Source organism: Arthrobacter tumbae, from assembly GCF_016907495.1.
Taxonomy (GTDB): domain Bacteria; phylum Actinomycetota; class Actinomycetes; order Actinomycetales; family Micrococcaceae; genus Arthrobacter_D; species Arthrobacter_D tumbae.
Genome location: NZ_JAFBCC010000001.1, coordinates 1,514,009 through 1,531,920, shown reverse-complemented (window position 1 = coordinate 1,531,920; position 17,912 = coordinate 1,514,009). Strand labels below are relative to the sequence as shown.

15 protein-coding genes are annotated in these 17,912 nt (G+C 63.9%); 9 read left to right on the top strand and 6 right to left on the bottom strand.

Annotated elements, in window-relative coordinates:
- Nucleotides 1–39 precede the first annotated feature (39 nt).
- The 4 genes from JOD47_RS07300 (at nt 40) to JOD47_RS07285 (ending at nt 4,868) form a co-directional block, all read left to right on the top strand.
- Nucleotides 40–1,179, top strand: a complete 1,140-nt coding sequence (locus tag JOD47_RS07300; protein ID WP_204533260.1) for a histidinol-phosphate transaminase — start codon at nt 40–42, stop codon at nt 1,177–1,179.
- Nucleotides 1,180–1,301: 122 nt separating this feature from the next.
- Complete coding sequence (locus JOD47_RS07295) at nt 1,302–2,474, top strand: thiamine pyrophosphate-dependent dehydrogenase E1 component subunit alpha (protein WP_204533258.1); 1,173 nt, start codon at nt 1,302–1,304, stop codon at nt 2,472–2,474.
- Nucleotides 2,474–3,448 (top strand): alpha-ketoacid dehydrogenase subunit beta, encoded by a 975-nt coding sequence (locus JOD47_RS07290; RefSeq protein WP_204533256.1) that lies wholly within the window; start codon nt 2,474–2,476, stop codon nt 3,446–3,448. Before JOD47_RS07295 ends, JOD47_RS07290 begins: the two co-directional genes overlap by 1 nt.
- 10 nt (nt 3,449–3,458) lie before the next feature.
- On the top strand, nt 3,459–4,868 hold the full coding sequence (locus JOD47_RS07285; RefSeq protein WP_204533254.1) for a dihydrolipoamide acetyltransferase family protein: 1,410 nt from the start codon (nt 3,459–3,461) through the stop codon (nt 4,866–4,868).
- 31 nt (nt 4,869–4,899) lie between these two features.
- Here the strand turns inward: JOD47_RS07285 and JOD47_RS07280 are convergent, their stop codons facing one another.
- Nucleotides 4,900–6,201 (bottom strand): aminotransferase-like domain-containing protein, encoded by a 1,302-nt coding sequence (locus JOD47_RS07280; RefSeq protein ID WP_307836222.1) that lies wholly within the window; start codon nt 6,199–6,201, stop codon nt 4,900–4,902.
- 46 nt (nt 6,202–6,247) lie between these two features.
- Nucleotides 6,248–7,216: a helix-turn-helix transcriptional regulator gene (locus JOD47_RS07275; protein ID WP_204533253.1), complete on the bottom strand. Its 969-nt coding sequence runs from the start codon at nt 7,214–7,216 to the stop codon at nt 6,248–6,250.
- A gap of 617 nt (nt 7,217–7,833) precedes the next feature.
- Here JOD47_RS07275 and JOD47_RS07270 point away from each other — a divergent pair.
- Together JOD47_RS07270 and JOD47_RS07265 are read left to right on the top strand one after the other, a co-directional pair.
- Nucleotides 7,834–8,793, top strand: a complete 960-nt coding sequence (locus tag JOD47_RS07270; protein ID WP_204533252.1) for a lantibiotic dehydratase C-terminal domain-containing protein — start codon at nt 7,834–7,836, stop codon at nt 8,791–8,793.
- A 54-nt stretch (nt 8,794–8,847) separates the two neighbouring features.
- Nucleotides 8,848–9,039 carry a hypothetical protein gene (locus JOD47_RS07265; RefSeq protein WP_204533251.1) on the top strand — a complete coding sequence of 64 codons (192 nt, stop codon included), beginning with the start codon at nt 8,848–8,850 and terminating at the stop codon, nt 9,037–9,039.
- Between the two features lie 70 nt (nt 9,040–9,109).
- Here the strand turns inward: JOD47_RS07265 and JOD47_RS07260 are convergent, their stop codons facing one another.
- A complete protein-coding gene (locus JOD47_RS07260; protein WP_204533250.1) occupies nt 9,110–9,607 on the bottom strand; it encodes a winged helix DNA-binding protein in 498 nt (165 codons plus the stop codon).
- A 139-nt stretch (nt 9,608–9,746) separates the two neighbouring features.
- Between JOD47_RS07260 and JOD47_RS07255 the strand changes: the two genes are divergently transcribed.
- Nucleotides 9,747–10,769 (top strand): Gfo/Idh/MocA family protein, encoded by a 1,023-nt coding sequence (locus JOD47_RS07255; RefSeq protein WP_204533249.1) that lies wholly within the window; start codon nt 9,747–9,749, stop codon nt 10,767–10,769.
- On the opposite strand, the gene ald is transcribed toward JOD47_RS07255, so the two are convergent.
- The gene (ald, locus tag JOD47_RS07250; RefSeq protein WP_204536512.1) at nt 10,766–11,878 is read right to left on the bottom strand and encodes an alanine dehydrogenase; all 1,113 of its coding nucleotides are present in this window, start codon (nt 11,876–11,878) and stop codon (nt 10,766–10,768) included. The genes JOD47_RS07255 and ald overlap by 4 nt on opposite strands.
- A gap of 306 nt (nt 11,879–12,184) precedes the next feature.
- Between ald and JOD47_RS07245 the strand changes: the two genes are divergently transcribed.
- On the top strand, nt 12,185–13,396 hold the full coding sequence (locus JOD47_RS07245) for a PucR family transcriptional regulator (protein WP_204533247.1): 1,212 nt from the start codon (nt 12,185–12,187) through the stop codon (nt 13,394–13,396).
- Here the strand turns inward: JOD47_RS07245 and JOD47_RS07240 are convergent.
- Together JOD47_RS07240 and JOD47_RS07235 are read right to left on the bottom strand one after the other, a co-directional pair.
- Nucleotides 13,376–13,759 (bottom strand): helix-turn-helix domain-containing protein, encoded by a 384-nt coding sequence (locus JOD47_RS07240; RefSeq protein ID WP_204533245.1) that lies wholly within the window; start codon nt 13,757–13,759, stop codon nt 13,376–13,378. The genes JOD47_RS07245 and JOD47_RS07240 overlap by 21 nt on opposite strands.
- A gap of 475 nt (nt 13,760–14,234) precedes the next feature.
- Nucleotides 14,235–14,999 (bottom strand): SDR family oxidoreductase, encoded by a 765-nt coding sequence (locus JOD47_RS07235; RefSeq protein ID WP_204533243.1) that lies wholly within the window; start codon nt 14,997–14,999, stop codon nt 14,235–14,237.
- Nucleotides 15,000–15,099: 100 nt separating this feature from the next.
- Between JOD47_RS07235 and aceE the strand changes: the two genes are divergently transcribed.
- Nucleotides 15,100–17,805 carry a pyruvate dehydrogenase (acetyl-transferring), homodimeric type gene (gene aceE, locus JOD47_RS07230; protein ID WP_204533241.1) on the top strand — a complete coding sequence of 902 codons (2,706 nt, stop codon included), beginning with the start codon at nt 15,100–15,102 and terminating at the stop codon, nt 17,803–17,805.
- Nucleotides 17,806–17,912: the final 107 nt, after the last annotated feature.

Here is a 17,912-nt window from a genome sequence, read left to right as displayed (position 1 = left end):
GCGCCCGTCGTGCATGCCCGGACCAGTACGCTTGTGCACATGAGTGCACCCGAACACCACACCGACGCTGCTGCGGACGAGGTCACCCGCATCCACCCGCGCAGCGTACTTGGCCGTTTACCCCGTTACGCCGCCGGGAAACCCCCGGTAGTGATCGAAGGTCTTGAAAGCTTCAAGCTCTCTTCAAACGAGAACCCGCTTCCACCGCTCCCGGCGGTGCTCCAGGCGATTGGCAGCCAGACGGCAGTCAACCGCTATCCGGACCCGATGACCACAACACTGCGCACCGGGCTCGGGGCCTTTCTCGGAGTGCCGCCCGAGGACATCGTCACCGGCGCCGGAAGCCTCGGCGCACTGAACCAGATCCTCGCCGCATTCGCAGGCCAGAACGATTACGATGCACCCGACGAAGTCATCTACCCCTGGCGGTCCTTCGAGGCGTACCCGATCTGCGTTGGACTGGCCGGAGCCATGAGCGTGCAGGTCCCGCTGCTTCCGGATTCGTCCCATGATCTCGATGCGATGGCATCCGCAATCACCGACCGCACGCGGGTCATCCTCCTGTGCACACCGAACAACCCGACGGGCCCGGCGTTGACCGAGCAGGAAGTGCGCGGCTTCCTCGCCCGGGTGCCGCGAAACATCATCGTGGTGCTGGACGAGGCCTACGTGGAGTTTGTCCGGAAAGAAGACGCCGTCGAAGGTCTTCAGCTTTACCGCGACTACCCCAACGTCATTGTCCTTCGCACCTTCTCCAAAGCGCACGGTCTTGCCGGGCTACGGGTCGGGTACTCCATCTCCCAGTCGGCACTCACCGAGCACCTTCGCGTCAGCGCGACCCCTTTCGCGGTGTCCCAGATTGCCGAGCATGCGGCAGTCACCTCCCTGCAGCACATCGATGAGGTCCGGGAACGGGTGCAGTCCATCGTTGACGAGCGCATCCGCGTGGTCAATGGGCTTAATCGCCTCGGGTGGCAGGTACCGGAGGCCGAGGGGAACTTCATCTGGCTGGCACTCGGAGAAAACACCTCCGAATTCGCAGCGTTGGCCGAACAACAGGCCCTCTCCGTCCGGCCATTCGGCGTGGAAGGCATCAGGGTGAGCATCGGCGAACCCGAGGCGAATTCACGGTTCCTTGAGCTTTGTGGAACGTACACAAGAGGTCCGGGAGTTTCCTAGCACTTCACAAATAGGAGGTGGGCGCCGTCGTCGTTACTCTTGTAGGACTGCGCATGCACTCTAGTGCATGAACAATCAATAGATATACCGCCCACGGAATATTACCTGCGAGGATCCAGAGTATGGCAACATCCCGCCTGCCTGCGGCCGAGTTCGATGCAGAGGAGCAGCTCGACGCCCAGCATCTGCCGGAGTTCCCACGGGACCCGTCCGGCATGGTGCAGATGCTTTCACCGGACGGCGAGCTGAACAGCTCCGGCTTCAGGGGCTATGTCCCGGCGGAGGATGAGCTGGCCGCGCTGTACCGGGACATGTACCTCATCAGGCGCTTCGACCAGGAAGCAACTGCGCTGCAGCGCCAGGGAGAGCTTGCACTCTGGGTGCCGATGCGCGGCCAGGAAGCAGCGCAGATCGGCTCCGCCCGTGCCATGCAGGACCAGGACTACGCATTCCCCACCTACCGCGAACACGGCGTGGCGGTGTCACGGGGAGTCGCCCACGCGGACCTGCTCAAGCTGTTCCGGGGTGTGACCAACGGTGGGTGGAACCCGAAGGACTCCAACTTCCACCTCTACACACTGGTTCTCGCGGCCCAGTGCCTGCATGCCGTCGGGTACGCCATGGGCATGCAGCGGGATCAGCTCGCGGAGCCGTCGTTGCCGAAGGCTGCAACGGTGGCCTATTTCGGAGACGGTGCCAGTTCCGAAGGGGACGTCCACGAAGCTATGGTTTTCGCCGCCTCCTTCAATGCGCCGGCGATCTTCTTCTGCCAGAACAACCACTGGGCCATCTCGGTACCCACAGAAGTCCAGTCCCGCGTTCCCCTCGCGTACCGCGCTCACGGGTACGGTTTCCCAGGAATCCGTGTTGATGGCAACGATGTCCTCGCTGTGCAGGCCGTCACCCGCTGGGCGCTGGACCGCGCCCGGAACGGCGGGGGACCCGTGCTTATCGAAGCCTTCACCTACCGGATGAGTGCGCACACCACAGCCGATGACCCCACGAAGTACCGCCTCGCCGCTGAGGAGGAACAGTGGGTTGCCCGCGATCCACTGACCCGTGTGGAACATCGCCTGCGCGCTACGGGCACCGGGGAGCATTTCTTCCAGCAGCTTGAGGAGGAAGCGGTCGAGCTCGCCGGGAACCTGCGCGCCGCGGTCCTGTCCATGAGTGCGCCGGGGCTGGAGCACCGCTTCGCTGCCACGTATGCGGAAGCACATCCGCTGATCCAGGAGGAACTGAAGGCCTGGAAAGACTATGAAGCCGGCTTCGACATTGAGGGAGGTGACCGCTGATGGCCGTGATGACCATAGCCAAGGCCATCAACGAGGGCCTCCGGGCCGCGCTGGGCACGCACCCCCGCGCCCTGCTCATGGGCGAGGACATCGGGGACCTCGGCGGTGTTTACCGGGTCACGGAAGGCCTCAAGGCGCAGTTCGGGCCGGAACGCGTTGTGGATACCCCGCTCGCTGAGTCCGGGATCATCGGGACGGCCATTGGCCTTGCCCTGCGGGGATACCTCCCCATCTGCGAGATTCAGTTCGACGGGTTCGTGTTCCCGGGGTTCAACCAGATCACCACGCAGCTGGCAAAAATGCACGCCCGCAGCGACGGTCTCCTGAGCGCGCCGGTCGTCATCCGGATTCCCTACGGCGGTGGGATCGGAAGTGTGGAGCATCATTCCGAGTCACCCGAAGCGCTGTTCGCCCACACCGCCGGCCTTCGGATCATCACGCCGTCCAATCCGCATGACGCGTACTGGATGATTCAGCAGGCAGTGACGTGCGCGGATCCGGTGATCGTCTTCGAGCCGAAGCGCCGCTACTGGCTGAAGGGGGAAGTGGACGTATCGGCGGTGCCCACCAGTCCGTTCCAGGCAGAGGTGCTCCGCGTTGGCACCGACGCAACCATCGTGGCGTACGGTCCGCTGGTTCCGGTGGCTCTCGCCGCGGCGAACGCGGCTGCGGAAGACGGCACGAGCGTCGAGGTCATCGACCTGCGGTCCATCTCGCCGATCGACTTCGACACCGTCACGGACTCGGTGCTCAAGACCGGCCGCCTGCTGGTCGCACATGAAGCGCCGACCTTCGGCGGCATTGGTGGAGAGATCGCCGCTCGCATTACCGAGCGCGCGTTCCTGTCCCTCGAGGCCCCGGTCACACGGGTAGGCGGCTTCCACCTGCCGTATCCCACCGCACGCACCGAGGAACACTACCTGCCGGACCTCGACCGCATCCTGCACTCGCTTGACACGGTGCTCGCCTACTAGAAGGACTTCCATGACGCTGAACACCTTCAATCTCCCTGACGTGGGCGAGGGTCTCACGGAGGCCGAAATCGTCCGTTGGCAGGTGCAGCCCGGCGCAACGGTCGCCGTCAACGACGTCATCGTGGAGATCGAGACAGCCAAATCGCTCGTTGAGCTGCCGTCTCCCTACGCGGGCGTGGTTGCTGAACTCCTCGTTCGGGAGGGCGAGACGGTCGAGGTGGGAACACCCATCATTTCCGTTTCCGACACCCCGCTCGATGCGCCCGGCGCAACTGAACCGCCGGCCGCGGCGCACGTTCCCGGGGAATTGGTCACTCCACCCGCCGCAGCAACGCCGTCCGGGGACACCAACGCACCCCTCGTCGGAACCGGCCCCAAGGCCGATTCCTCCCGCCGCAGACCGCGCACCAACCGTGCCGCCGGCACGCAGACAACCCAACCGACGACGACGGCGCCCGGACCCCCGGCGGCGCACGTCACCGACGTGCAACCCCCCGCGACGGCGCCCTCCCGCACTGCCGCGGCAATATCCGGCGTAGTGCGCCGCGCCCTCGCGAAACCGCCCGTACGTAAGGCCGCCCGCGATCTCGGCATCGACCTAGCCGACGTCCCCGCGACCGGTGGCTCGGGTGAGGTCACCAAGCAGGACCTGCTGAGCTACCAGGCCCAGCGGGACGCGGAGCAGGACCACGCGCCGTCGTTCTGGGGTGCGGCCACCCGTCCCCAGGACCAGCGGGTCGAGCGCATCCCCGTCAAGGGTGTCCGCAAAGCCACCGCGCGGGCGATGGTCGAAAGCGCCTTCTCAGCTCCGCACGTGAGCATCTTCGTTGACGTCGATGCCTCCCGGACCATGGAGTTCGTGAAGCGGCTCAAAGTCTCGCGGGACTTCGAGGGTGTCAAGGTTTCACCGCTGCTGATTCTCGCGAAGGCCGTCATCTGGGCGGCGGCGCGCAACCCGTCGGTCAATGCGACCTGGACCGATCAGGAAATCCTGGTCAAGCACTTCATGAACCTCGGTATTGCTGCGGCGACGCCCCGCGGGCTCATGGTGCCGAACATCAAGGATGCCCAGGATCTTTCCCTGAAGGAGCTGGCTCTGGCGTTGAATGATCTGGCGTCCCGCGCGCGGGCAGGCAAGACCCAGCCGGCGGAGATGCAGGGCGGAACCCTGACGGTCACCAACATCGGGGCCCTCGGTATTGACACCGGAACGCCCATCATCAACCCGGGTGAAGTCGCCATCGTTGCGTTCGGAACCATCAAGCAGAAGCCGTGGGTGCTCGATGGCGAGGTTATTCCGCGCTGGATCACCACGCTGGGTGGATCGTTCGATCATCGCGTGGTGGACGGCGACCTGAGCGCCCGCTTCATGGCCGACGTCGCGTCGATCCTGGAAGAACCAGCGCTACTTCTCGACTGACACGTAGCGTCTGCAGCGCGCCGTCGTCGTTCTATGCGCGGGAGGCGTTTTCCTCGATCGCGGTCTTCAGGATCGGCGCCAGGCGGCGGATGCCCTCTTCGATGTCCTCCGGTGAGACGGCGCTGAACGCAAGGCGCAGCTTGTTCGAAGGCTCATCGGACGGCGTGAAGGCAGCACCCGGGATGAAGACCACCCCGGCGTCAATGGCCTGGTAGAGCAGCGGGTAGGTGTCCACGCCCTCCGGAAGCGTGACCCATACAAAGAAGCCGCCGTCCGGCGTTGTCCAGGTGACTCCCTCGGGGAGGTGCTCGGCAAGCCCTTTCAGCATGGTGGAACACCGTTCGCTGTATAGGGAACGGGTGTTGGAGAGGTGGCCCTGCCAGTCGTAGTCGCTCAGATACGCTGAAACAAGCATCTGGGTCAGCGGCGACGGGCACAGCACTACTGCCTCGCACGCAAGGTAGAACCGGCGGTGCAGATGCCGGGGAACAAGCGCCCAGCCCAGGCGGACGCCGGGCGCGAAGATCTTCGAGAACGAGCCAAGGTAGATGACATCATCCGGGTTCTCCGCCCGCATCGGCGGGAGCGGGTGACCGTCGAAGCGGAGCAGGCCGTATGGGTTGTCCTCGAGGATCAGGATGTTGTGTGCCCGGCAGATGTCGACAATCCGCTGGCGACGGTCCGCCGCAAGCGTGATGCCGCTGGGGTTGTTGAAGCTGGGAATCGTATAGAGCAACTTGATGCGGCGACCCTCGGCGAGCAAATCCGCGATGCGCTGCTCGAGCAGCTCCGGAACGAGACCCTGCTCGTCCATCTCGATGGCCTGCACGTCCACCTGATAGGCCTCGAAGGTGTTGAGCGCACCGACATAAGTCGGATCCTCGCACAGGATGACGTCCCCTGGGTCGCAGAAGACCTTGGCTGCTACATCCTGCGCTGACTGTGATCCTGTGGTTACGACGATGTCAGCCGGATCCGCATCAGCAATGCCTTCGGCGGCCATGACGTCGCAGATCTGCCGGCGAAGCTTCTCCATGCCCTGACCGCCGCCGTACTGCAGGGCCTCCAGTCCATGTTCGGCGATGATCCGCTCGGCAGTCCTGCCCAGATCCTGCATGGGAAGCGACTTCAGATAGGGGCTGCCGCCGGCGAGCGAGACGAGCCCGGGCCGGATGGAGATGTCGAAAACGTCGCGGACGGCTGATTGCTTGATGTTCGCTGCTCGTTCGGAGAATAACTTCTCGTGCCTGTGGGCCGATTCGACCGCCCGTTCAAGGGCCACTTCGGTTTCGGCGGGCAGCAGCGTTGAGTTCAGTTCATCCTGGGAGGTCACGCGACGAGTCTAGAGGACGCGTTCACTGATAGGCAACGGAAGTTTTCTAAATCCACCCGGCTTGATGAGCCTTGATGCCTGCCTGAAACCGGCTGTCCGCGTGGAGGGTCTCAAGCATCCACGCGATATGGCGGCGGCAGGTCCTGACGTTGATGTCCAGACGCCGGGCGATGACCTCGTCCGAATAGCCCGAAGCGAGGCCTTTGAGGATGGCCTGCTGCGTGCTGTTAAGGGGCGAGGCCGTAGGTACATCGATCAGGAAGGGCTCGCTGAGTTCCCAGGCAAACTCAAACAGTTGGGTGAAGATGTGGATCAGGTGTGGATCCCGAACCACCAGTGCTGCCTTGTCGTCATGTCCCAGCTGACGGGCTATGAGGGCGAGTTTCCGGTCGAAGATCAGCATTCGTAGCGGCACACGTGGGAGGGCGCCGAAACGCCCGCCTCCGGCGGTGATGGCAGCAACCGCCTTGCGCGTTGGAACGTGGTCACGTGTGCTGACGTCATACAGCGTTTTGCGCTCCACGCCCAGTCTCAGCAGTTCCAGATCCTTGCGGACGTTCTCCTCCTGGACATCCGCCGTGGATCCCTGGCCGGGCTGGGCGATCAACACCTTTTCGGTGACATCCCTGCCGTAGTCGATCAGAACGCGATGAATCAGATGCGGATCTTCCAGAGTCTCCACCGATGAGCTGGTGATGACATTCTTGCGTGCCTCAAGGTAGGTCGGCACCAGGGTGGAAAGTTCCCGCCGGCGGGCAGCAATCCTGGCTCGAAGATCCTGCACAGAGCGCTCATCAGCGTCGACCAGATCGGCCAGCGCAACGTCCGGAGAAACGGCAATATAGGCGTGCGCGGAGGCGCCCTGTTCACTCAGCAGCCGGCGCTCCACGAGCACTTCCATCGCTGAGTCAATCTCCCGTAGGGTGTACCCAAGCGCCTCCGAGGCCTCGGATTTTGCCCATCCAGGGTGGCCAACGGCATACCGGTAGAGCTCAATGGATATGCCGTCGAGCATCCCGGGTTCCCTTTCCGACCGTCCGCGTTCTCTAGGGGTAGCCTACAGACCCGGGTTGGATCCGCCGTGCCCGCCTCAGCGATCGTCCCTGATAACGGTCGGAACAGCGATGTAAAAACGTGACATGTCAGCTTAATGACATTGCTGCAGCGGCCTGTGATCACGGGGTTGAAACCCACTGGAAACGGCGGGAACGCCGGGTGGCCGGGCATCCGTGAGGCAGTACGCCAGGCACGCCTGAGGATGCAGTTGTCCGCATCAGGTCATGTCCTGAATAGGGCACCTTCTCAGCTGGACAAGCCGCAACCGCCACACACATGCTTGACTCACCGGCTCGACGGCGAGCCGGATGGCGTCACATGCAACCCGACGGAAGGGAACGTCCAGTGAAGAAGATCATCAGCGCAGCCGCAGGCCTCCTTGTCGCAGCAGCAGTTCTTGCACCGGCAACCCCGGCAGTCGGAGCAGCCAGCTGGGATTGGCCGAAGACAGTAACCGCAAGTTGGGACTGGCCGAAATAAGACCAACCACATAGCGTCTCAACCTTCGTTGCGAAGGTTGAAACGCCCAAAGACTCGCCCCAGCGGGGGTAACCATTAGCCCTGAAGGAGGATGCCATGAGTCAGCTGACAGCAGTTCGAACCGCCTCACGAACTGCACTCAGCGCTCAATGGTGGCATCTTTCCACTCATGCAGGCGGCTTCGATGTAGCGGACGGCATCATTGGAGACCTGGTTACCCCGCTGGCGGCGCAGGCCCACGTACTGCGGGCCGAGAAATGGTTCTACACGCGGAGTGTGGACCCATCTTCATCTGTTCAGGTACGGCTTCACATTCTGGCGCAGCCCGCCACCATTGAGCGTTTGCAGACGGTCCATCAGGTGCTGCTGAAGCGCAGCGGCGCGCTGGCCGCTATGCCCTCCCGGCAAGCCACCTCAACGCCCGCGACACATGGCTACTACCTGCGCGGCGTCGAGGATGCGGACCCCCAGCTCGAGGCTGAGCTGTTCAAGTACGGAGGCGTTGAAGGCCTGCAATTGGCAGAGGAAGTCTTCGAACTCTCCTCCGAGCTCGCCGCGTGGGGCACGCAGCGGTTCTCCAAGATGCACAGCCGGTCCGCTTTCGCCGCTTTGGTTCTCTTCGACTCCGCGCGCAGCATGATGAAAGGCTCGCGGTCCGCCAGCTGGGCCGATCGACGCCGGATCTCCTGGGAGTATTACTGGGACAGCCATCTCAAGACCTGCACCCCTGATCTCGGTGCCCGCGGCCCCGCGGTCCGTGAGGCCATGGCTAACCAGGTGAACGCCAAGGTGCCCGCGTTCCAGAGCCTGATGGCCGCGACAGCCGCCGAGTCAGCGGTTCACAACTGGAGGCGCCGGTGGTTCCGCGCGGTAGACAGCTATCTGTACCGCGCCGACAGAGCCCGCGTCAGCCGCAGTGCCCAACACCTGACGGTCCATCAGGCGCACATGACGCTGAATCGCCTTGGCTTCAGTCCCCGTGAGGAAGCCGTACTCGGTTTGTACGCCCGCACGTGGAGCGCTGAACGTGAACGAGCCCTGTTCAACCGGAACTGATGCCCGTCCTGCTCGATCGTCACCACCCCAGACGAGAAAGGAACAAGTGCAAGCATGGCCCACAACGAAAATGTCATCCTCGCCGCAGACGCACACGACCTGAGCGAGGCCCTGGGGTGTTCTCCTGACACGGTCGAAGACCTTCGGGGGATGGGAGTGCTTGCCTCCCAGGGAGAGCTCTTTGACGTTGGAGCTGCGCGCGACTATCTGCGCGATGCTGCGTGGGCCGACAGTCTCTGGCACTAACCTGGACCACTCCAGTCGAACAGAAGGCCCGGACCCTGACGAGTCCAGGCCTTCTGTATGAACGCCCGATCTACTCCGGGTTGAGGACCCCGCCGTCGCGAAGACGGCTGATCAGGGAGCCAAGCTCCATCCGCAGTGTTGTGCTCTTTTCGGCGAACAGGGCATCCTCAAGGTCGCGCGCCTCGATGAGGGCGCGGCTGCCGGCGGCAGTCATGGAATACACGCCGTTCTCCACCGTCACGAACCCCCGTCGGCTGAGTTCCGCGAGCGAATGTTCGGTGATGTCCGCAGACAGGAGGCACTGGGCTGCAACCTCCGGGGTGGCCGCTCCAGACAGTTCCGCCAGGCCGCTCAGGACGGACAGGTCTATTGGAGTCAGTCCGAGTTGAGCCAATTCGGAATGCAGGTGCTCCTGCACAAAGTGTGCTGCCGTGGTGAGCATGAGGCGGGTGGAATGCGTGTGCAGCGGCGCACCGTCGTCGTTGATTTCAGCAGTGCTGAAGGAAACGGGCAGGTCGGTGCCGAGATCAGTCGAGTTGTCAACGCTGGGGTCCGGAGCGGTGGACATAGGCTCCCTTAAGGGTAAGAGATTCAATAGCCACTGCTTGACCGATAGATGATCATAGTATGGCTCCGCCCGTCCGCAAATTCGGACGCTGCAGCCAGCTCCTGATGCCGAAGTCCCGCTGTGGCCCTAGGGTTGGGCCATGGAGAAAATCAGGACGGCCCTCATCGGATTCGGCCTGGGCGGGCGGGTTTTCCACGCGCCGTTCATCAGCGCCAGCAGTCGGTATTCACTCGATATCGTCGTGACATCCAACAAGGACCGCATTGCGCAGGTGGAAACGCTCTACCCGGACGCGCAGATCCTCCACACCGTCGATGAGCTGGAGGAGCAGCTGGATCAGCTGGATCTCGTCGTGGTGAGTACGCCTCCGGCCACCCACGCCGAGCCGGCCGAGCGGGCACTGAGGGGAGCCGCGGCCGTCGTCGTCGACAAGCCGTTCGTCGTTGATTCAGCGGACGGTGAGCGGCTCATTGCACTGGCCCGGGAGGAGGGGCAGTTGCTGACCGTCTTTCAGAACAGGCGCTGGGACGGCGATTTCCTGACCGTGAAGAAGCTGCTCGAGGCGGGCAAGCTGGGCGCTGTCCGGCGGTTCGAATCCCGGATGGAAACGTACAAGCCGCTGGTCACCAAGCCGTGGAAGGCCAACAGCGGAGCCGAGGAGGGTGGGGGGATTCTGTACGACCTCGGCCCCCACCTGATCGACCAGGCGCTGCAGCTCTTCGGGGACGCTGAACTCATCCATGCGGAACGTGCGGCCCACCGCGAAGCCGAAGGGCCGGACGACGATGTCTTTGTGGCCCTGAAGCATTCCTCAGGCGTCATCAGCCACCTCTGGATGAACGCGCTCGCGCCGCAGGCCGCGCCGCGGTTCCGGGTTACGGGCTCCGAATCGGCGTACACCAAATGGGGAGTGGACGTTCAGGAAGCCGCCGTTGATGCAGGCATGCTGCCCTCCGACCCCGGCTACGGTGTGGAGGACAGGCTCGCCTGGGGTCTGCTCGGATTCGACCACGAGGCAACGCGGCATCCGACGGAGGACGGTAACTACCCCGCGTTCTACGACATCCTCGCAGCCGCGCTGCAGGACGGCGGGCCCGTCCCGGTTGACCCGGCGGACAGCCTGCGTGCCCACCGGATCATCGAGGCGGCGCACACCGTCTAGACGAGCCGGCGCCAGTCCTCGGTGAGTTCGAGGCCGTGTGCCTCGGACACCGAATGATGCGCCACCGCGCCGCCGGCGACGTTGAGTCCGTGTGCCAGCGCAGGAACCGCCTCGAAGGCACCGCGGACTCCTTTGTTGGCCAGCGCCACGGCATACCGCAGGGTGACGTTGGTCAGTGCGTAGGTGGACGTATTGGGGACAGCGCCCGGCATGTTTCCCACGCAGTAGAAGAGCGACTGGTGGACGGTGAACGTGGGTTCCTCATGCGTGGTCACGTGCGAGTCCTCAAAGCAGCCGCCCTGATCCACGGCAATGTCAACGAGCACGCTGCCCGGCTTCATCCGCGACACCATGTCGTTGGTGACGAGCTTCGGCGCCTTTGCGCCCGGGATAAGTACTGAGCCGATCACCAGATCAGCGTCCAGCACTGCCCGCTCGATCTCGAAGGCATTCGACGCGATGGTCCGGATCCGGCCCGCATACTGGGCGTCGAGCTCGCGGAGGCGGGCTATGTTGATGTCCAGAACGGTGACGTCCGCTCCGGTGCCCACGGCCATGGCGGTGGCGTTGGTTCCGGCAACGCCCGCGCCAAGGACAACGACCTTCGCGGGACGCACGCCCGGTACGCCGCCCAACAGCAGCCCGGGACCTCCCGACGGCGCCGTCATGACCTGCGCCCCGACCTGGACCGACAGCCGTCCGGCTACCTCGGACATGGGGGCCAGCAGTGGAAGCGCGCGGCCGTCCTGGACGGTCTCATAGGCGATCGCCGTGACGCCGGATTCCATCAGCGCATGGGTCAGCTTCGGCTCAGCCGCGAGGTGCAGGTAGGTGAAGAGGATCAGGCCTTCCCGGAAGCGGTGGTACTCCTCCGCGATCGGCTCCTTGACCTTCATGATCATGTCGGCCCGGGCCCACACGTCATCGGGTTCGTCGACGATCTCCGCGCCCGCTGCGATGTATTCGTCATCCGTGATGTTGGAGCCGACGCCGGCCGACCGCTCCACGAGGACCGTATGGCCGTGGGTGCGGAACTCGTGGACGCCTGAGGCCGTGATGGCTACGCGAAACTCGTTGTTCTTCACTTCTTTGGGGACGCCGATGATCACGGGATTCTCCGCCTGCTCTCGAATTGCCTGAAGGTGACCACGGAAGGTGATCGGCAGGCTTGTGGCCTGTTTCCTCAAGGATACGAGCGCTTCCTGCCGGCGGACAGGGCGCCCACCGCCCGCTACAGAAGGGCGGAACGACGACGACGGGAGCCGCCGTCGTCGTGTGCGTTGCCTTCCGCGTAGGAAAGCGGACGACGGGCAGCTGTGACCGGGATCACTAGCATGAACCGATTGTTCCTTCCAGTCGACATTTGTCGAGTTGTGGAGCGCCAAGTGTCGCCGCCGCGGTCCTAGGATGAGGGAGTGCAGACAACCCAGGTGGAGCTCGAGGTGGAACGGATAGCCGCACGCCTTGGGCGGGGCCTTTCCCTGGAGGACCTCGACGGCGTTCTCCTTGCCTACAGCAGCCACCAATCCTCCGCAGACCGCGTGCGGGTCAACTTCCTGCTCAGCAAGAAGGTTCCGGCGGACGTCAGCGCCTGGCAGCTGCAGCACGGAATAACGACGGCGGTGCGTCCGGTCGCGGTCCCGGCAAACCCTGAACTCGGAATGCTTGGGCGGGTATGCGTACCGCTGCTGGTGCGCGGTTTCCGCGTCGGTTACGTGTGGGTGCAGCAGGACGCCGGCGAGGACGGCGCCGCTCACATCCTCAAGCAGTTGCCGGGAGTGCGCGAGGACATTGACCGCCTTGCGGCCCTGCTGCTGGAGGACAACACAGCCGGCTCCGAGCACCGCACGCGCCGGGAGCGGGTCTTCCTTGCTGCCGCCACGGGAGATGGCCAGGCGCTGGAGGAGTGTGCGGGTTGGCCGGAACTCGACGGCACCTCGCCGTGGCACGTTGAGGTACTCCTCGATCGTCCGTTGTTGCCCCCGAAGGCGGGCTCGGATGATGGGACGCTGGCCCGGCGTACCGCAGCTTTGCAGGCCACGGTGGGGGCCGACGTCGTCGTCTTCAGTGCCGGCGAGGCGTCCCATTCGGTGCTCCTCGTCCGCCATGACGCAGGCCAGGCGGAGCTGGCCGCGATCCGGCACCGGTATGGTCAGCGGCTGGCCGCTGTGGCGGGAGCGGCCGGCAGCCCGCTGACGAGCGGGGCCAGCGAGCCGTTCACTTCGCCTGTCGGCCTGGCGGGCGGGTACGTTCAGGCGAGATCGGCGGCGCAGGCGGCCGCGGTTGACCCCTTGCTCGGCGATGCCGTGGGCTACCGCTCGATCGGCGTGTACCAGTTCCTCGCCGGCGGCGGTTGGCAGGCTTCCTCGCCGCGGTCGGTCTACTTCGAGGAACTTGAGGACTACGACCGCAACAACGAGCTGCTGCCCGTTCTGGAGCTGTTGTTCGACAAGAACGGTTCGGTACAGGACGTGGCGGGCCAACTCCATCTCCATCGCAGCAGCGTGTACAACCGGCTGGCCCGCGTGCGCTCGGTGATCGGCGCTGATCCGCTTAGCGGGCCGGTCCGCCTTGAGCTGCACCTGGCGCTCAAGGCGCGGCGATGGTCACGGCGTCCCCGCATCTGAGTTCTTCTGGGCGGCGAGCCACGCGTCGATTGCGTCCCGCCTGATGCGTCGGTGGGTTCCGCGGTATTCCACCGGGATGACGCCGGCGTCGGTCAGGTTCCGCAGGTAGGTGTGCGAGATTCCGGCCGCTTCCGCGGCCTGCGAGGTGGTCAGTGATTCGGCGACGGAGGTCACTGTCACGGAGTCTCCCGCCGCCAGCCTCTGCAGGAGATCGACGACGGCGTCCCTCGCCTCCTGTGGGAGCCTGACGGCGGTGCCGTCCACGAACACCGTGACATCGCTACTGTCCGCCAGGGTTCGGGCCAGCGACAGGCGCTGCGTATTAGGAAGAGCCGGGGCGGTGCGGGAGCGGTGTCGGATCATAGCGCTATTCTGCCAATCCAGTTGCTTCGAAACACTAAGGACTTCCTTAATTTGCGTGCAAAAGGTATCGTTATTGAACCTTAACTAAGCGAGCTTAGTTTGTTGCTTATTTGAACAAAATGCAGTTGGACGGTGGCAAACAATGACGATTATCAACCCGGACCATCGAAGCACCATGTTGCCCTCGACGGGACAGCTGGCCGAGCGCGATAGCGCTTTGCCCTGGTGTGGAAGCTGTGGAACCGATGAGTTCCTGATCTACGAGGACTTTGTGCCTGCACGTGTCTCCTCTGGTGGGCGGGACCTGCTTCCTGCCAGCGTCAGCTATTCCTGCTCTGTCTGCGGATGCTTCAACGGACACCAGGTTCCACCCATGTGGAGCCCTCCACAGTGGTTCTGGTACAGCTGAACCCCGTCAATCCAGACCGCCGAAAGCCCTCCGCCTCCACGGGGGGCTTTTTGCTGTACGCATCCCCTAGCCCCGCCCGATAAAGGGCATGCCGCTGGCCGTCATCACCACTGTGCCGATGCTGGCTGATGCCGGCAGTTGCGCCATGTGCAGAACCGTACGGGCGGCCTCCTCCACCGGGAACGTAGGTTCCACCCGCCGGGACCCGTCCGCCTGCAGCGCGCCCTCGTTCACGCCGAGGGTGGTCATGAGCCCGGTCGAGGTGTTGCCGATGTCGATCTGGCCGCAGGTGATGCCGTAAGCGCGTCCGTCAAGCTCGATCGACCTGGTCAGCCCTGTAATTGCGTGCTTTGTTGCGGTGTAGGCCACTGACCGTGGCCGTGGGGAGTGGGCTGCGATGGAGCCGTTGTTGATGATGCGGCCGCCCTGCGGATCCTGGTTTCGCATGCTGCGGAACGCTTCCGCTGCGCACAGGAACGAACCCGTGAGGTTGACCGCCACCGTTGACGTCCATTCCTCTGGACTGATCTCGTCAACGGCACCCGCGGGACCCATCGTTCCCGCGTTGTTGAACAGGAGATCGATCCGGCCCCAGCGTTGGTGCACGTGCGCGAAGAGGTGCGCGACGTCGTCGGGCCGGCTGATGTCGGTGGGCAAGACATCAGCCAGTTCCCAGCCCCGGGCAGTCTCTTCGAGTGGTTCGCGCCGGCGCCCGGCGAGGGTCACCGCCCAGCCTGCGTCCAGGAAGGCGTGCGCCACGGCCCGTCCGATGCCGGAGCCTGCGCCGGTGATAACGGCAATGCGGGTGGAATGTCGCGGCTGCTCGTTCATGACGTTTCGGGTGGCCCTTTCTGGTCGGCATTCCCATCTTCGCAGGAACCCGCTCTATAGTAATGGAAATATAGTTCCGTCTAGCGAAATAAGGTTGAGCATGGTTGCTGATCAGGGGATTGTGGGTTCGGGTGTTGGTGGGGATTCGGATCCGGAGGAGACGGCTGAGTGGATTGAGTCGTTTGATCAACTGATTGATCAGCGCGGTTCCGATCGGGCCCGTGATGTTTTGGGTCGTTTGCTGGCCCGTGCTGGTGGCCGGTCGGTGGGTCTTCCTCCTGTGGTGACGACTGATTATGTGAATACCATTCCGGTGGATGAGGAGCCTGAGTTCCCGGGGGATGAGGAGATCGAGCGGAAGTTCCGGGCGTGGATGCGGTGGAACGCCGCGGTGATGGTGCATCGGGCGCAGCGTCCGGAGATCGGTGTGGGCGGCCATATTTCCACGTACGCGGGGGCGGCGACCCTGTATGAGGTGGGCTTCAATCATTTCTTCAAGGGCAAGGACCACCCCTCGGGTGGGGATCAGGTGTTCTTCCAGGGCCACGCGTCACCGGGCATGTACGCCAGGGCGTACCTGGAGGGCCGGCTGACTGAGGAGGATCTGGACGGGTTCCGGCAGGAGAAGTCCAAGGCCGGTCACGCGTTGTCTTCGTATCCGCATCCGCGGTTGATGCCGGAGTTCTGGGAGTTCCCGACGGTGTCGATGGGGATCGGGCCGATGAACGCGATCTATCAGGCGCAGTCCAACCGGTATCTGCAGAACCGTGGGTTGAAGGACACGTCCGGGCAGCAGGTGTGGGCGTTCCTCGGGGACGGGGAGATGGATGAGCCGGAATCGCGTGGCCTGTTGCAGTTGGCGGCGAATGAGAATCTGGACAACCTGAACTTTGTGATCAACTGCAACCTGCAGCGCCTGGACGGGCCGGTGCGCGGTAACGGCAAGATTATGCAGGAACTCGAGGCGTTCTTCCGCGGTGCGGGGTGGAACGTGATCAAGGTGGTCTGGGGCCGGGAGTGGGATGACCTGCTCGCCAAGGACACCGGCGGGGATCTGGTGACGATCATGAATGAGACCCTCGACGGGGATTACCAGACCTACAAGGCGGAGTCCGGTGGGTTCGTGCGGGATCATTTCTTCGGGAAGACCCCGGCCACGAAGGATCTGGTGGCGGATATGACCGATGACCAGGTGTGGGGGCTCAAGCGTGGCGGGCATGATTACCGGAAGGTGTACGCGGCGTACAAGGCTGCCACCGAGTTCAAGGGCAAACCCACCGTCATCCTCGCCAAAACGGTGAAGGGTTACGGGCTGGGCACCCACTTCGAGGGCCGTAACGCGACCCACCAGATGAAGAAACTCACCAACGCTGACCTCAAGGCGTTCCGGGACCACCTCCGCATCCCAATCACCGACGAGGCGTTGGAGGCCGACCCGTATGCGCCTCCCTATTACCACCCCGGCACTGAGGCGAGGGAGATTCAATACTTGCTGGACCGGCGTCGTGCCCTGGGTGGGTTTGTCCCCCAGCGCCGTACCGAGGCGGCGGCCCTGGAACTGCCGGGGGACAAGGCCTACGAGGTCGCGAACCGCGGCTCCGGCAAGCAGCAGGCCGCCACCACGATGGCCTTCGTCAGGCTCCTGAAAGACCTCATGCGGGACAAGGGGCTAGGGTCGCGGATCGTGCCCATCGTGCCGGATGAATCGCGGACCTTTGGCATGGACGCGTTCTTCCCGACAGCGAAGATCTACAATCCGGAGGGCCAGAACTACCTTTCGGTAGACCGCGAACTGGTCCTCGCCTACAAGGAATCGATCCAGGGCCAGATCCTGCACCCGGGGATCAATGAGGCCGGTGCCGTGGCCGCCTTCACGGCCGCCGGAACGGCGTACGCCACTCACGGTGAACCGTTGATCCCGATCTACGTGTTCTACTCGATGTTCGGATTTCAGCGCACCGGCGACTCCTTCTGGGCTGCCGGTGACCAGATGACCCGCGGTTTCATCATCGGTGCCACCGCCGGCCGCACCACGCTCACCGGCGAAGGCCTCCAGCACGCCGACGGACACTCACCCATTCTCGCTTCCACCAATCCAGCCGTTGTCACCTACGACCCTGCCTACGGGTATGAGCTGGGCATCATTATGCGCGCGGGGCTGGAACGCATGTATGGCCCGGATTCCACAGATCCGAATGTCATGTACTACCTGACCGTCTACAACGAGCCCATCATCCAGCCGCCGCTGCCCGAGGAGTTGGATGCCGACGCGGTGGTGCGCGGCCTCTACCGGCTGAAACCAGGCAACGACGACGACGACGGCGGCCGGCCGAAGGCGCAGATCCTCGCCTCAGGCGTAGCAGTGCCCTGGGCGCTCGAGGCGCAGGAGCTCCTGACGGATCACTGGGGGGTCTCGGCTGACGTGTGGTCGGTGACCTCGTGGACCGAGCTGCGACGCGACGCACTCGCCGCCGAGGAGGAAGCATTCCTCAATCCCGGCGCTGAGGCCCGCGTTCCCTTCGTCACCCAGCAGCTGGGTGAAGCGCCGGGACCAATCGTGGCCGTTACCGACTATATGAAGGCCGTTCCGGACCAGATCCGCCAGTTCCTGCCGCAGGATTTCGCCACGCTCGGAGCGGACGGGTTCGGCTTCTCCGACACGCGCGCCGCAGCCAGGCGGTACTTCAAGATCGACTCCCACTCCGTCGTCGTACGCACTCTTCAGCTCCTCGCGAAGCGGGGAGAGGTCGACGCCGACGCCCCACGCCAGGCAATGGAGAAGTACGCGCTCCTCACCCTCCCCTGACGTTTTTGTCGCCTAGTTGCGACCTAGAACCACTTTTAACTGCAACTAGGCGACAAAAACTTCAGCAACTCAACCCGTGGATTACATGGAACGTCATGTTCGTGCCG